Below are 12,446 nucleotides of genomic sequence, written 5' to 3'. Positions count from 1 at the left end.
TTTTGGTTTGGCGTCGCTCTACGCCATACCGGATTTAGGAAAAACAGCCCGCACTCAGCGGCGCCATGGGAGGCCATAGATGGCTTGGGATTTTGAAACCGACCCGGAGTTCCAGAAGAAGCTGGACTGGATTGAGGACTTCATGCGCGAGGAGGTCGAACCTCTGAGCCACCTGGGCATGGCCGCCCACGGCCCGCTGGGCCGCGAGAAGTTCATCAAGCCGCTGCAGCAGAAGGTGAAGGACCAGGGCCTGTGGGCCTGTCACCTGGGTCCGGAACTGGGCGGTCAGGGCTTCGGTCAACTGAAGCTCGGCCTGATGAACGAGAAGCTCGGCCGCAACGGCCTGGCCCCCACGGTCTTCGGCTGCCAGGCGCCTGACACCGGTAACGCCGAGATCATCGCCCACTACGGCACCGACAAGCAGAAGGAGCAGTATCTCTGGCCGCTCCTGAACGGCGACATCCGCTCGGCCTTCTCGATGTCCGAGCCCACCGGCGGTTCCGACCCCCTGACCTTCAAGACCCGCGCGGTCCTCGACGGCAATGAGTGGGTGATCAACGGCGAGAAGTGGTTCTCCACCAACGCCCGCTATTCCAAGGTCCTGGTGCTGTACGCGGTCACCGATCCGGACGCGAAGGACCCCTATCGCCGCACCTCGATCTTCCTGGTGCCCACCGACACCCCCGGCGTCGAGATCGTTCGTAATGTCGGCGTCGGCGGCGGCGGCGAGATCGGCGGCGGCACCGAGGGCTATGTCCGCTACACCGACGTCCGCGTCCCCTATGACGCCCTGCTGGGCGAGCGCGGCGCGGCCTTCGTCATCGCCCAGGTCCGCCTGGGCGGCGGTCGCGTCCACCACGCCATGCGCACGGTGGGCTCCTGCAAGCACGCGCTGGATCTGATGTGCCAACGCGCCGCCTCGCGCAACACCCGCGACGGCAAGCTGGCTGACCTGCAGATGGTGCAGGCCGACATCGCCGACAGCTGGATCGCCCTGGAAAGCTTCCGCCTGCTGGTGCTGCGCACCGCCTGGCTGATCGACAAGCACAAGGACTACAACATGGTCCGCAAGGACATCGCGGCCATCAAGGTCCTGATGCCCAAGGTCTATAACGACATCGCCACCAAGGCCGCCCACCTGCACGGCGCGCTCGGCGTCTCCAACGAAATGCCCTTCATGCACATGGTCACCAGCTCGCTGGTGATGGGCATCGCCGACGGTCCCACCGAGGTTCACAAGGTGACCTTGGCCAAGCAGGTTCTGAAGGACTACCGGCCCGACAACGACCTGTTCCCGAAGTACCACATCCCGCGCCTCCGTGAGGAAGCCCAGGAGAAGTATGCCGACGAGCTGGCCGATCTGAAGAAGGGCTACGAAGCCCTGCGCGCGGCCAAGGAAACCGCTTAGGGTTTCCGGGTTCCAGGCCTTCCCGCCGACGGGAAGGCGCGACAATGTGGGGGCGGTTCCTTAGCGGGGACCGCCCTTCGCATGTCCCGACATTTCAAACCTCTCCATTTCCAAGACCTCGAGGCTTTCCATGACCGACGCTCCCGCCTGGCCCGTGATGTCCATCGAAGAGGCCCACGCCCAGCTGACGGCGCCCGGCCAGAGGTTCGAGATGGAGGAGACGGTCATCGGCGGGGTTGTGACCCGCACCTGGAAGAACGCGCCGCCCACCCTGCGCGACGTCTTCCTCAACGGCCGCGCCTTCGGCGAGCGGGAGTTCCTGATCAACGACGATGAGCGGGTGACCTACGAGGCCTATGCCCGAGCCACGATCACGCTTGCCCACCGGCTGGCCGCCGACGGGGTGAAGAAGGGCGACCGGGTCGCCCTCATCATGCGCAACCTGCCGGAGTGGCCCGTCGTCTTCTGGGCGGGCATCCTGCTGGGGGCCATCGTCACCCCGTTGAACGCCTGGTGGACCGGCGCGGAGCTCGAATACGGCCTGGCCGATTCCGGGGCCAAGGTGGCCTTCGTCGATGACGAACGGCTGGAGCGCCTGGCCGACCACCTGAAGGCCCTGCCCGACCTGGAGCGCGTCTATGTCTCTCGCCTGCACGAGGCCCGGGGCGACGCGCGGGTCCGCCGGCTGGAGGCGGTGATCGGCAAGCCCAACGACTGGGCGGCGCTGGCCGACCTGCCCCTGCCCGAGGTGGCGATCGACCCCGAGGACGACGCCACCATCCTCTACACCTCCGGCACCACGGGAAAGCCGAAGGGGGCGCTGGGCACGCACCGCAACATGACCTCCAACATCATGGCCAGCGGGATCGCGGCGGCCCGCAACTTCCTGCGGGCGGGCAATCCGCTGCCGGAGAGTGACCCGCACAAGCTGCCGCAGAGGGTGTCCCTGCTCGTGGTGCCGATGTTCCACGCCACCGGGCTGTCGGCCAATCTCAGCCCCAGCATGAACGCCGGCGGCAAGATCGTGATGATGCGCCGCTGGGAGCCCGAGGCGGCGATGAAGCTGATCGAGGCCGAGCGCGTCTCCTCCACGGGCGGGGTCCCCACCATCGCCTGGCAGCTCATCGAGCATCCGGCCCGGTCCAAGTACGACCTGTCGTCCCTGGTGGCGGTCTCCTACGGCGGCGCGCCCTCGGCGCCGGAACTGGTGCGCAAGATCGTCGAGGTGTTCCCCGCCTCACAGCCCGGCAATGGCTGGGGCATGACCGAGACCACCGCCACCTTCACCAGCCACCTGGGCAAGGACTATTCGGTGCGTCCCGACAGCGCCGGCCCCGCCGCCCCGGTCGGCGAGATGCAGATCCGAGATCCGGCCGACGGGGTCACCGTCCTGGCGCAAGGTGCGGTCGGCGAGCTTTGGGCCAAGGGCCCGCAGGTGGTGAAGCTCTACTGGAACAAACCGGAGGCGACGGCCGAGACCTTCGTCGACGGCTGGCTGCGAACCGGCGACCTGGCGCGCATCGACGAGGAGGGCTTTCTGTTCATCATCGACCGCGCCAAGGACATGCTCATCCGCGGCGGCGAAAACATCTACTGTGTCGAAGTCGAAAATGTTTTGTATGACCATTCCGACGTGATGGACGCGGCCCTGGTCGGCGTCCCGCACAAGACGCTCGGTGAGGAACCGGCGGCCATCGTGCATCTGAAACCTGGCGGGACGGCGACCGAAGCCGAGCTGCGGGCCTGGGTGCGGGAACGGCTGGCGGGGTTCAAGGTCCCGGTGAAGGTCGTGTTCTGGCCCGAAACCCTGCCCCGGAACGCCAACGGCAAGATCCTCAAGACCGAGCTGAAGAAGGTGTTTGAGGAGTAGGCATGAGTTCTCTGGCGCGAAAGCCGCTGATCGTCGGGATCGGCGGCACCATCCGCTCGAATTCCTCCACCGAGAAGGCGCTCAAGGTGGCGCTGGCGGCGGTCGAGGCGGGCGGGGGCGAGACGCGCCTGCTGGGCGGCGAGTTCCTGGCCAGCCTGCCGATCTACAACCCCCAACCGGGCGGTCCGAGCTCCGAGCAGAAGGCGCTGACCGACGCAGTGCGGGAGGCCGACGGCGTGATCGTCGCCAGCCCCGGCTATCACGGCTCGATCTCCGGGGTGGTGAAGAACGCTCTGGACACCCTGGAGGGCCTGCGCGATGACGCCCGCCCCTACTTCACCGGCCGCGCCGTGGGCTGCGTCATCACCGCCGAGGGCTGGCAGGCCGCCGGCACGACATTGACCACGCTGCGATCGATCATACATGCCTTGAGGGGCTGGCCGACACCGTTCGGCGCGGCCCTGAACGCCAATTCCGGCTCCTTCGACGCCGACGGAGCCTGCGTGGACCCGAAAGACGCCTGGCAGCTCGCCACGGTGGGAGAACAGGTCCTGGAATTCGCCCTGCTGAAAGCCGCCCGATGAAGCGCCCCTATCTCGTCCAGCCCGGTTCTTCCTCCTCCACCTCCGACGGCGGCGGCGGCGGCAATGAAGAGGCCCACGAATCCGCGATCTCGCCCATCGAGGACATCATCGAGGACGCCCGCAACGGCCGCCCCTATATCCTGGTGGACGCCGAGGATCGCGAGAACGAGGGGGATGTCATCATCCCGGCCCAGTTCGCAACGCCGGACCAGATCAACTTCATGGCCAAGCACGCGCGCGGCCTGATCTGCCTGTCGATCACCAGCGACCGCGCGCGCCAACTTCGCCTGCCGCCCATGGCCGCGGAAAACCGCGAGGGCATGGGCACCGCTTTCACCGTGTCCATCGAGGCCGCCGAGGGGGTCACCACCGGCATCTCGGCCCATGACCGCGCCCATACCGTGGCCGTGGCCATCGACCCCACCAAGGGCATGGACGACATCGTCTCGCCCGGCCACGTCTTCCCGCTGGTGGCCCGCGACGGCGGGGTCCTGGTCCGCGCCGGCCACACCGAGGCGGCGGTCGACATCTCGCGCATGGCGGGCCTGAACCCGGCCGGGGTGATCTGCGAGATCATGAAGGACGACGGGTCGATGGCGCGCCTGCCCGACCTGGTGGGTTTCGCGCAACTGCACGGCCTGAAGATCGGCACCATCGCCGACCTCATCGCCTACCGCCGCCGCACCGAGCGGCAGGTGGAGCGGGTGCTGGAGACGCCCTTCGACTCAGCCTACGGCGGCCGCTTCCGGATGGTGATCTACCGCAACATCCTGGACGCCACCGAGCACGTGGTGCTGACCAAGGGCAAGATCGATCCGGACAAGCCGACCCTGGTGCGCATGCACCGCGTCGACTTCGCCGCCGACATGCTCGGGCACACCGAGGCCCGCCGGGACTATGTGCCGCGCGCCCTGCAGGCCATCGCCGACTATGAGGGGGCCGGCGTCGCGGTGTTCATCCGCGACTCCAACCCGGCCTGGCTGTCGGAACGCTACGGCGCCGAGCCCGGGACCGATCACGGGGCCAACGTCCTGCGCGACTACGGGGTCGGCGCCCAGATCCTGCTGGATCTCGGCGTGCGCGACATGACCCTGCTGTCGAACTCCGCCACCGTGCTGCCGGGTTCCGGCGGCTATGGCCTGCGCATCGTCGGCCGCAAGCCGCTGGACTAGGGCGTGCACGCCTGATTTCGGACAGGGTCCGCCTTCGGCGCCGAAGCCAACGCCGGCCTTCGACCCGTTGCGGTCGTTCGACAGGTCGGCTTCTGGGACAGAAAAATTCGCAGCTCAGGCGATTGGAGAATGGCTACGGCCCCTCGTGCATCTCGCCAGGCCAATGATCCTGCGCCAAGGTTGGCTATGGACGTCAACGCCGTGCTCTCTCTCTACGACACCAACGTGCGGGCTAACCCAGCGCCGCGGCCCGGCCGAACCGTCGTGCGGGAGGACGATGTCCTCTGGTTGGCTGGCGACTCTAACTTTGTGACCTGGTGGGACTTCCCGGCGTCTGCCGCAGAGGCGGTTGTTGCGCGCTGCGCGAATAGCTTCAGCGCCAAGGGCGAAGCGCTGATCTGGCGGGTGCATGATCACGACCAGCCCAGCGTGTTGCCCAACTTGCTGGCGGCAGCCGGATTCCGCGCTAATCCGCCCGGGACTTTGATGTTCCTCGACTTGGAGCGGCAACTTCCGCCCTCCACATTGCCGGGAGCAGAGGTGCGCCGCATTGCCGACCTTGCCGGGCTTGACGACTTCGTCGCAGCGGCGAACAAGGCGTTTAGCGACACTCAGGCCTCGGACCGTCGGGACGCCTACGCGGCTCATCTCGATCGTCACGACGTAGCCCTGTTCGTGGCCTACGTGGCGGGTGAACCAGTGGCCTCGGCGCGGCTGGAGACGGCTCGCGGCCAAGTCTTCGGCCAGTTGTACGGCGGGGGGGTCGCCCCGTCTCACCGCGGGCTGGGCGCTTATCGTGCCCTTGTCGCGGCCCGGGTCTCAGCTGCGCGCGCTCAAGGTCTTAGATTTCTCAGCACTGAAGCTCGGGAGACCAGCCGGCCAATCTTACAGCACCTTGGGTTCATTCCGGCTGTGGGCGAAACCACTTGGGTCTTTAGCCCCGATTGACCCGTCGTGACTAACCCGCACATGTCGAGCTCGTGCTGCTGATGTGGGGGCGCTCCATGCGCCCGCACCCGGGTGTTGGAGCAGAGTCCGCTTTCCACCCATCTCTCCCATCGGGGATGACCGGTGTCGGGTCGGAACGCTCCGGCCTGGCCAATGGCGAGTTTCGGCGCAGAGGTCGCCGGCCGTTTGCGACCCCTACGGCACGGTGTGCACACCCAATATAGGAGGACGGTCACGACATCGGGGCGCGCCACGTACGACCGTGGGGCGCACATGGACGACGAGTTCGTGCAGAAAGGCGTCCGGCTCGGTGAGCACGGCGTTGTGGGCGCCGTCCTTGAGCACCACGAACTGCTTCTCCGGCGCGTGAACTCCGTCGAAGAAGGTCTTGGCCAGGTCTGTGGGCGTGTTCTGATCCTCAGCGCCATTGATGATGAAAATCGGCGCTCCATAGTCCGCGCCCAGCTGGCGGGCGTCGTAGGAATCGTTGGCGTGGAATGTCGCGTCCTGCGAGGCCTGAAACCCCTGTTGCCACTGATAGATGTCCCACAGCGACCAGCCGGGCGCAAACAAGACCACCGGAGTCATGGTCTTGGAGAAGTCGCGCTCGGGGGCGATGTCGTAACTCGCCAGCAAGGCTCGCACGGTCAGAAGGTCGCTCGCCGATCGATAAGGCGGCGGTCCGATGGCTTTGATTCTGGCGAGACCGGCTAGATTATGCGCCGCCTGCAGCTTCGCCACCGTGCGCGCATATAGGATCGCCTCACCCTCGGGAATGGACACGACTTGCCCCGTGCCGACGTAGGCTGAAAACAGCTCCGGCCGCTCGTGCACCATCCGAAGGCCCACCATGGATCCCCAGGAATGCCCAAGCGCGATGATCTTGCGCTGCTGCAGATGCCGCTGCAGAAATTGCGTTAGCTCGATCCCGTCCTGGGCCACTCGGGCCAGTGAAAGGTCTCCGACCATTCCACTACGGGCGAAGGTCTTGCCGGCGCCCCGCTGGTCCCACATCACGACGGTGAACTGCTTCTCCCAGGCGCTAAGGCGCGCGGACATCGGGGTCTCCGACGACCCTGGGCCACCGTGAATGAACAACAGGATCGGGTTGCACCGGTCTTCACCGCGAATCTGAACCCACTGATCGACTCCGCCCAGGCGGACATAGAACGCCTCTTGCACCCCGTTCGGGGTCCGGATGGCGAGAGCGTCCTCGATTTGGTGCTGGCGCCATGTGCGATAGCCGAGCGCGCTCGCCGTCGCGACCGAAAGCACAAGAAGCATCACCAAGAGGCCGAACCGCACCCTTCTGATCACAACTGATAGCTCCCCTCAGGCGACCGGGAGTTTCGGTAGACGGCGCCGTCGCCTGGTTTTGTTCAGGCGCTCTTGTGGCGCAAGAGAGAGGACGACATCGCGGAGCGGGTCCGCTCGCCACCCATCTCTGACATTCCCAGGTTCAGCTTGTCGGTCGTCGCCGCCGGCTGCGTCGCCGGCCTTCATCTTGTGACGACACGCATTAGGCCGCGACGTGCTGAGCGGCGGCTTCGCCGGTCCAGGCGTCCGGGCGCACCTTCAGGCGCCAGTGGCCGCGCTCCAGCACCACGGTGTTGGCGGCCGACAGGCGGCGCAGCTCTTCCACCACCCGCGACTCCTGGAAGCTGCGGTTCCAGCGGCGCTCCAGGGATTCCAGGATCGACCCGGTGTCGGCGCCCTCGTCGTGGGCGCGCAGGGCGGCCAGGATCATGTCCTGCAGGCTGCGCTTGATGCGGCCGCGGCTCAGGCCGCTCTTGCGGATGGGCTCGGCCTTCGGCGCGGTGGCTGGCGACTCGTCCGGCTCAGCCTCGATGAGAGGCGCCCCGTCGAGGGCCGCCAGCGCGATGTCCACCGCGCGCAGTTCCCGCTCGAAGGGCTCGGCGGCCTTGGCTCGGGCGGCGACCATCTGAGCCTGGACTTCGGATCGGTGCTGCAGGAGCAGTTTTCGGATGACGTTCATAGGTTGTTTTCGGCGCGCCCGGGGGGCAGTAGCGACGCGGCGCCTCGTTGGCTGGGTTTGCGACAGATCGTCTCATGTAAGCTAGGTTTATGGCCTCCAAATTCTTTCAGAAACCGTACTTTTTCAACCCGTATTGGGGTTTTTATAGTTAACCAAACTTAACACTTCGGCGCTGTTGCTGAAGGCCTACTGTTTGGCGCCTCGGCGGGGCGCGCATCAAGTCGCTGATTTCATTTCAGAAGTCGGCGTTCTTCGAAGCCCGCGGCCCGCTCAGGAAGCGCCATGGCGGGCCCCTGAACGCCAAACCGCGCCAGAAAAAGCCACCCCCAGGCCGGGAGCCGCCAATCCCGCGACAAAACCGCTCAATCGGGCCCCGGACCACCCCAGAATGAGTTCATGCACGCTTAGGCTGCAAGGGTCTATCGCGCGCCGAGCGAGGCGCCGTCGCGCAGGCCGGCGGGAGTCCCGAGCGGCGTGTCGCCGCGGGGATCCGCGAAGGTCCTGATTCAAAAGGAAGTCGGGCGCGTCCAAGCTCGCGATTGTCGTTTTCTTGGGCGAGGAACACGCCTATATGACGCTCTGCTACTTATGCACCGCCCGGCCGAAAGGCCGGGCGCCGTCATTTTCGGAGTCCGTCATGACCGACATTCTGATGCCGAAGGCGACCGCCGTCTGGCTGGTCGACAACACCTCGCTCACCTTCGAACAGATCGCCGATTTCTGCGGCCTTCACCCGCTGGAAGTGAAGGGCATCGCCGACGGCGAAGTGGCGCGCGACATACGCGGCGCCGACCCGATCGCCAATGGCCAGCTTTCCCGTGAACAGCTCGACGCCGCCCAGGCCAGCGACAAGTACCGCATGGTCGCGCAGAAGAGCCGCCACGCCGAACTGCTGAAGCCGGTGAAGAAGGCTCCGCGCTACACCCCGGTGTCGCGCCGCCAGGACCGCCCCGACGCCATCGCCTGGTTCATCCGCAATCACCCCGAAGTGGCCGACAGCCAGATCGCCCGCCTGCTGGGCACGACGAAGGCCACCATCGATCAGGTGCGTAACCGTCAACATTGGAACGCCGCCAACATCAAGCCGGTGGACCCGGTGACGCTCGGCCTCTCGACCCAGCTTGAGCTGGACGCGGTGGTGCGCAAGGCGGCCGACAAGAAGGCCAAGGACGACGCCAAGCGCGGCATCGTCGAGCCGGACGGCGCGACCCTCGAGCCGGCCTCAGTCACGGGGGCCGCCCAGATCACGGGCGCCGACCAGGTCGAGGATGTGGCCGACGACGCCAGCTACGAAGACGACGACGACGCCGAGGATTGATCAGGACGGAGCCCTGGACGGGCGCAAGCGACCGCCCAGGGCCTCCCCCTCCAGAAGGCTCGCGACCTCAGGCTCTAGTGAGGCTGGGCGCGCAGGGCCTCCATCTCTTCCTTCAGCTTGAGCTTCTTGCGCTTGAGTTCCTTGAGGCGGGCCTCGTCTGATGCTGGTCGGTTTAGCTCGTCCTGGATCGCCTTATCGAGAGAGTGATGGCGGGATCCGAGTTCACGGATGCGGGCTTCAACGGCCATGACGGGTCGTCTCCTTGTGTTGGAACGATGCCAACACTGAACACCCGCTGGTCTGGTCTGTCAGATCACATATGTTTGCACGTGAGCGGACGGAACAGGCGCCTTGAAATCGGGCGCGGGGGCCCAGTGGCATGACAAAAACCGATCGTCCGCGCCTCGTGGTGGGTATTTCGGGAGCCAGCGGTGTCGCCTATGGCCTGCGGATGCTGGACGCCTGCCGCGAGCTCGGTGTCGAGAGCCACCTGATCCTCAGTCGCGCCGCGGCCCTGACCATCGCCCAGGAGACCGAACTGTCGGTCACCGACGTCCAGGCGCGGGCCGATGTGGCCCACAAGGTCGGCGATGTAGGCGCCTCGATCGCGTCCGGCTCCTACCCGACCCTGGGCATGATCGTCGCCCCCTGCTCGGTGCGCACCATGAGCGAGGTGGCCACCGGCGTGACCTCGTCCCTGCTCACCCGCGCCGCCGACGTGACCCTTAAGGAGCGCCGCCCCCTGGTGCTGATGGTGCGAGAGACGCCCCTGCACCTGGGACATCTGCGCACCATGGTGAAGCTGGCCGAGATGGGGGCGGTGATCGCCCCGCCGCTGCCGGCCTTCTATGCCAAGCCCGCCAGCCTGGAGGAGATGGTCGATCAGTCGGTCGGCCGGGTTCTGGATCTGTTTGGCCTCTCCTGGAGGCCGGTGAAGCGTTGGGGCCAGGATGTCGGTCCGCTCTCGGGAGATGCGTGATGTCGCTCTGGGATTGGACTCTGGAAGCCTACGGCCTGGCCGATGTGCCGGAGGCGACGCTGACCCTGCAGGACGCGCACGGCCAGAACACCGCCTTCCTGCTCTGGGCGGTCTGGGCCGAGGGCCCGACGCCTGAGGCCCTCGCCCAGGCGGTGGCCGTGGCCAAGGCGTGGGACGCCACCGTGGTGGTCCCGATCCGCGACGTGCGGCGCGCGCTGAAGCTGAGCCAGCCGCCGGTGGATGACGGCGCGCGCCAGGGCCTGAGGGAGGACATCAAGGCTGTCGAGCTGCGGGCCGAGCGGGTGCTGATGGAGACCCTGGAAGGCCTCGCCGGCGCCTCCAGCGGCGGGCATGGAGCCCTGGCCTCCCTGCAGGCCGCCTCGGCCGCCTGGGGCAAGCCCGCGCCCGACGACGCCCTGGCGGTTCTGGCGCGCGCGTTAAGCTAGACGTGAGCCGCGCCCATGCGCATCATCGTCGCCAATGGGTGGGGCGTGCGTATGAACGATCATGAAGGCGAAGACCCGGAAGAGGAGGGCGTGCGCGCCCGCCTGGCCTTGGTCAGCCTGGACCACTCCGACCTGGACGCCGCGATTCAAGCCCTGATGCTCTCACCCCTGCCCGACATGATGGTGATCAGCCGGCTGAAGCGGAAGAAGCTGCTGCTGAAGGACGAGATCGAGCGCCTGCGCGATCAGCTGACGCCGGACATCATCGCCTAGAGCGCGTCAGGGTTAAGTGGAAACCGGGTAACCCGTCCGACGCGCTCTATCTCTATCTCTTTGGATGAGGTCAGCCGGCCGTTCCGCCGGTGGCGATGGGCGGCGCGGCGGTCCGCGCCCGCTTGGCGGCGAACATGGACGCGTCGGCCTCGGCCACCAGGGTCTCGGGCTCGATATCGGCGGTGATCTCGCGCACCCCGTAGGAGATGTGCAGCGGGGCCGACCAGTCGCCGAACTCGATGGGGGAGGCCTCGATCGCCTGGGCCAGTGATTCGGCCTTGGCCCGCGCCGTGGCCTCATCGGCCTGGACCAGGATCACCCCGAACTCGTCACCGCCCATGCGCCCGATGATGTCGCTGTCGCGGACATTGGCCGCCAGCCGTTCGGCCACCGCGCGCAGGGCCGCGTCGCCGGCCGCGTGGCCGAAACGGTCATTGACGCTCTTGAAGCCGTCGAGGTCGAAATAGACCACGCTGGCCGGAGATCCGTAGCGCTGGGCGAAGGTGCGGATGCGGCCGAGCTCACGAATGAAGGCCCGACGGTTCAGCAGGGGCGTCAAAGGGTCGCGGTCGGCCAGGGTCTCAGCCTCCGAAAGCTTCGACTTCAGGCGCGAGACTTCGCCCCGCAGGTCGTCGATTTCGGTGAGCAGGGTCTTCACGGCGTTCTGGACGGCGGGCGTCAGATCGGCCTCGGTCAGGCCTAGAAACGCGGTCTTGTCCGCCGGCGGCGCCGCTCCGGCCGTGAAATGGGCCCCGGCCTGGGCCAAGGCGCGCTTGCGGATGGCCGAAAACGGCTCGTTGCGGGCGCCAGTGACCTTCATGTGGTTTTCAACGGACTTTCAGAGAACTCGAATCGTCGAGGTCTTGTCGACGTTAAGAATCCTAAACGTCCTTGGTTGCGGGCGCAAAGGCGGCGCCTATACTCCGCGCCTTCTCTTCGCAGGGGCCTTTGCTTCATGAGCGCCACGTCAGCGCCCGTCGCCATCATCATGGGCAGCCGTTCGGACTGGCCGACAATGAAAGGCGCGGCCGAAATCCTGGACGCGCTCGGCGTGGCCTACGAGGCCAAGGTGATCTCCGCCCACCGCACGCCGGGGCGGATGTACGAGTTCGCCAAGGGGGCCAAGGCCTCCGGGTTCAAGGTGATCATCGCCGGGGCGGGCGGGGCGGCGCACCTGCCGGGCATGACCGCCTCCATGACCGAGCTGCCGGTGCTGGGGGTGCCGGTGCAGTCGAAGGCCCTGAGCGGCCTCGACAGCCTGCTCTCCATCGTCCAGATGCCGGCCGGCGTTGCGGTGGGGACCATGGCCATCGGCGAGGCGGGCGCCAAGAACGCGGGCCTGATGGCCGCCCAGATCCTGGCCCTGTCCGAACCCGCCCTGGCCCAACGCCTGGCCGACCACCGCGCTCGCCACACCCAGGCCGTTTCCGAAACCGTCGAGGACTAGTTTCC

The 12,446-nt window shown here is 66.8% G+C and carries 14 protein-coding genes; 10 read left to right on the top strand and 4 right to left on the bottom strand.

The window, feature by feature from the left end; all coding sequences use genetic code 11:
- Nucleotides 1–79: 79 nt before the first annotated feature.
- From Q7J39_RS20700 to Q7J39_RS20680, 5 genes are all read left to right on the top strand, one after another.
- Entirely contained in the window at nucleotides 80–1,408 is a 1,329-nt protein-coding gene (locus tag Q7J39_RS20700) for an acyl-CoA dehydrogenase family protein (RefSeq protein ID WP_304830043.1), read from the top strand.
- Between the two features lie 130 nt (nucleotides 1,409–1,538).
- A complete protein-coding gene (locus tag Q7J39_RS20695) occupies nucleotides 1,539–3,278 on the top strand; it encodes a class I adenylate-forming enzyme family protein (protein ID WP_304830040.1) in 1,740 nt (579 codons plus the stop codon).
- Between the two features lie 2 nt (nucleotides 3,279–3,280).
- Entirely contained in the window at nucleotides 3,281–3,862 is a 582-nt protein-coding gene (locus Q7J39_RS20690) for an NADPH-dependent FMN reductase (protein ID WP_304830037.1), read from the top strand.
- Nucleotides 3,859–5,034: a 3,4-dihydroxy-2-butanone-4-phosphate synthase gene (ribB, locus tag Q7J39_RS20685; protein ID WP_304830033.1), complete on the top strand. Its 1,176-nt coding sequence runs from the start codon at nucleotides 3,859–3,861 to the stop codon at nucleotides 5,032–5,034. Before Q7J39_RS20690 ends, ribB begins: the two co-directional genes overlap by 4 nt.
- A gap of 186 nt (nucleotides 5,035–5,220) precedes the next feature.
- Nucleotides 5,221–5,982, top strand: coding sequence for a GNAT family N-acetyltransferase (locus tag Q7J39_RS20680; RefSeq protein ID WP_304830028.1), 762 nt, complete (start codon nucleotides 5,221–5,223; stop codon nucleotides 5,980–5,982).
- A gap of 195 nt (nucleotides 5,983–6,177) precedes the next feature.
- Here Q7J39_RS20680 and Q7J39_RS20675 read toward each other — a convergent pair whose 3' ends face one another.
- Both Q7J39_RS20675 and Q7J39_RS20670 read right to left on the bottom strand, forming a co-directional pair.
- Complete coding sequence (locus Q7J39_RS20675) at nucleotides 6,178–7,287, bottom strand: alpha/beta fold hydrolase (RefSeq protein ID WP_304830025.1); 1,110 nt, start codon at nucleotides 7,285–7,287, stop codon at nucleotides 6,178–6,180.
- Nucleotides 7,288–7,501: 214 nt separating this feature from the next.
- Nucleotides 7,502–7,978 carry a hypothetical protein gene (locus tag Q7J39_RS20670; protein ID WP_304830021.1) on the bottom strand — a complete coding sequence of 159 codons (477 nt, stop codon included), beginning with the start codon at nucleotides 7,976–7,978 and terminating at the stop codon, nucleotides 7,502–7,504.
- 637 nt (nucleotides 7,979–8,615) lie between these two features.
- On the opposite strand from Q7J39_RS20670, the gene Q7J39_RS20665 reads away from it, so the two are divergent.
- Entirely contained in the window at nucleotides 8,616–9,296 is a 681-nt protein-coding gene (locus Q7J39_RS20665) for a DUF1013 domain-containing protein (protein ID WP_304830018.1), read from the top strand.
- Nucleotides 9,297–9,370: 74 nt separating this feature from the next.
- Here the strand turns inward: Q7J39_RS20665 and Q7J39_RS20660 are convergent, their stop codons facing one another.
- Nucleotides 9,371–9,544, bottom strand: coding sequence for a DUF465 domain-containing protein (locus Q7J39_RS20660; protein ID WP_304830015.1), 174 nt, complete (start codon nucleotides 9,542–9,544; stop codon nucleotides 9,371–9,373).
- 131 nt (nucleotides 9,545–9,675) lie between these two features.
- On the opposite strand from Q7J39_RS20660, the gene Q7J39_RS20655 reads away from it, so the two are divergent.
- Genes Q7J39_RS20655 through Q7J39_RS20645 form a run of 3 tightly spaced genes read left to right on the top strand, consistent with a single transcriptional unit; the run spans nucleotide 9,676 to nucleotide 10,994 of the window.
- The gene (locus Q7J39_RS20655) at nucleotides 9,676–10,275 is read left to right on the top strand and encodes a UbiX family flavin prenyltransferase (RefSeq protein ID WP_304830012.1); all 600 of its coding nucleotides are present in this window, start codon (nucleotides 9,676–9,678) and stop codon (nucleotides 10,273–10,275) included.
- Nucleotides 10,275–10,721 (top strand): TIGR02444 family protein, encoded by a 447-nt coding sequence (locus tag Q7J39_RS20650; RefSeq protein WP_304830009.1) that lies wholly within the window; start codon nucleotides 10,275–10,277, stop codon nucleotides 10,719–10,721. Before Q7J39_RS20655 ends, Q7J39_RS20650 begins: the two co-directional genes overlap by 1 nt.
- Before the next feature lie 15 nt (nucleotides 10,722–10,736).
- Nucleotides 10,737–10,994, top strand: a complete 258-nt coding sequence (locus tag Q7J39_RS20645) for a YdcH family protein (RefSeq protein ID WP_370690126.1) — start codon at nucleotides 10,737–10,739, stop codon at nucleotides 10,992–10,994.
- Nucleotides 10,995–11,064: 70 nt separating this feature from the next.
- Here the strand turns inward: Q7J39_RS20645 and Q7J39_RS20640 are convergent, their stop codons facing one another.
- Entirely contained in the window at nucleotides 11,065–11,814 is a 750-nt protein-coding gene (locus tag Q7J39_RS20640) for a GGDEF domain-containing protein (protein WP_304830006.1), read from the bottom strand.
- A gap of 135 nt (nucleotides 11,815–11,949) precedes the next feature.
- Here Q7J39_RS20640 and purE point away from each other — a divergent pair, with 135 nt between their 5' ends.
- Nucleotides 11,950–12,441: a 5-(carboxyamino)imidazole ribonucleotide mutase gene (purE, locus tag Q7J39_RS20635; RefSeq protein ID WP_304830003.1), complete on the top strand. Its 492-nt coding sequence runs from the start codon at nucleotides 11,950–11,952 to the stop codon at nucleotides 12,439–12,441.
- Nucleotides 12,442–12,446 lie beyond the last annotated feature (5 nt).

The organism is Phenylobacterium sp. (assembly GCF_030651185.1).
Lineage (GTDB): Bacteria > Pseudomonadota > Alphaproteobacteria > Caulobacterales > Caulobacteraceae > Phenylobacterium.
This window is presented reverse-complemented; position numbering and strand designations above follow the sequence as displayed.

Bases quoted from the DNA above. Each gene is read 5' to 3' on its own strand.
- purE (WP_304830003.1), top strand. From the start codon at position 11,950: ATGAGCGCCACGTCAGCGCCCGTCGCCATCATCATGGGCAGCCGTTCG.
- Q7J39_RS20680 (WP_304830028.1), top strand. From the start codon at position 5,221: ATGGACGTCAACGCCGTGCTCTCTCTCTACGACACCAACGTGCGGGCT.
- Q7J39_RS20665 (WP_304830018.1), top strand. From the start codon at position 8,616: ATGACCGACATTCTGATGCCGAAGGCGACCGCCGTCTGGCTGGTCGAC.
- Q7J39_RS20690 (WP_304830037.1), top strand. From the start codon at position 3,281: ATGAGTTCTCTGGCGCGAAAGCCGCTGATCGTCGGGATCGGCGGCACC.
- Q7J39_RS20640 (WP_304830006.1), bottom strand. From the start codon at position 11,814: ATGAAGGTCACTGGCGCCCGCAACGAGCCGTTTTCGGCCATCCGCAAG.
- Q7J39_RS20700 (WP_304830043.1), top strand. From the start codon at position 80: ATGGCTTGGGATTTTGAAACCGACCCGGAGTTCCAGAAGAAGCTGGAC.
- Q7J39_RS20695 (WP_304830040.1), top strand. From the start codon at position 1,539: ATGACCGACGCTCCCGCCTGGCCCGTGATGTCCATCGAAGAGGCCCAC.
- Q7J39_RS20650 (WP_304830009.1), top strand. From the start codon at position 10,275: ATGTCGCTCTGGGATTGGACTCTGGAAGCCTACGGCCTGGCCGATGTG.
- Q7J39_RS20645 (WP_370690126.1), top strand. From the start codon at position 10,737: ATGCGCATCATCGTCGCCAATGGGTGGGGCGTGCGTATGAACGATCAT.
- Q7J39_RS20655 (WP_304830012.1), top strand. From the start codon at position 9,676: ATGACAAAAACCGATCGTCCGCGCCTCGTGGTGGGTATTTCGGGAGCC.
- ribB (WP_304830033.1), top strand. From the start codon at position 3,859: ATGAAGCGCCCCTATCTCGTCCAGCCCGGTTCTTCCTCCTCCACCTCC.
- Q7J39_RS20670 (WP_304830021.1), bottom strand. From the start codon at position 7,978: ATGAACGTCATCCGAAAACTGCTCCTGCAGCACCGATCCGAAGTCCAG.
- Q7J39_RS20660 (WP_304830015.1), bottom strand. From the start codon at position 9,544: ATGGCCGTTGAAGCCCGCATCCGTGAACTCGGATCCCGCCATCACTCT.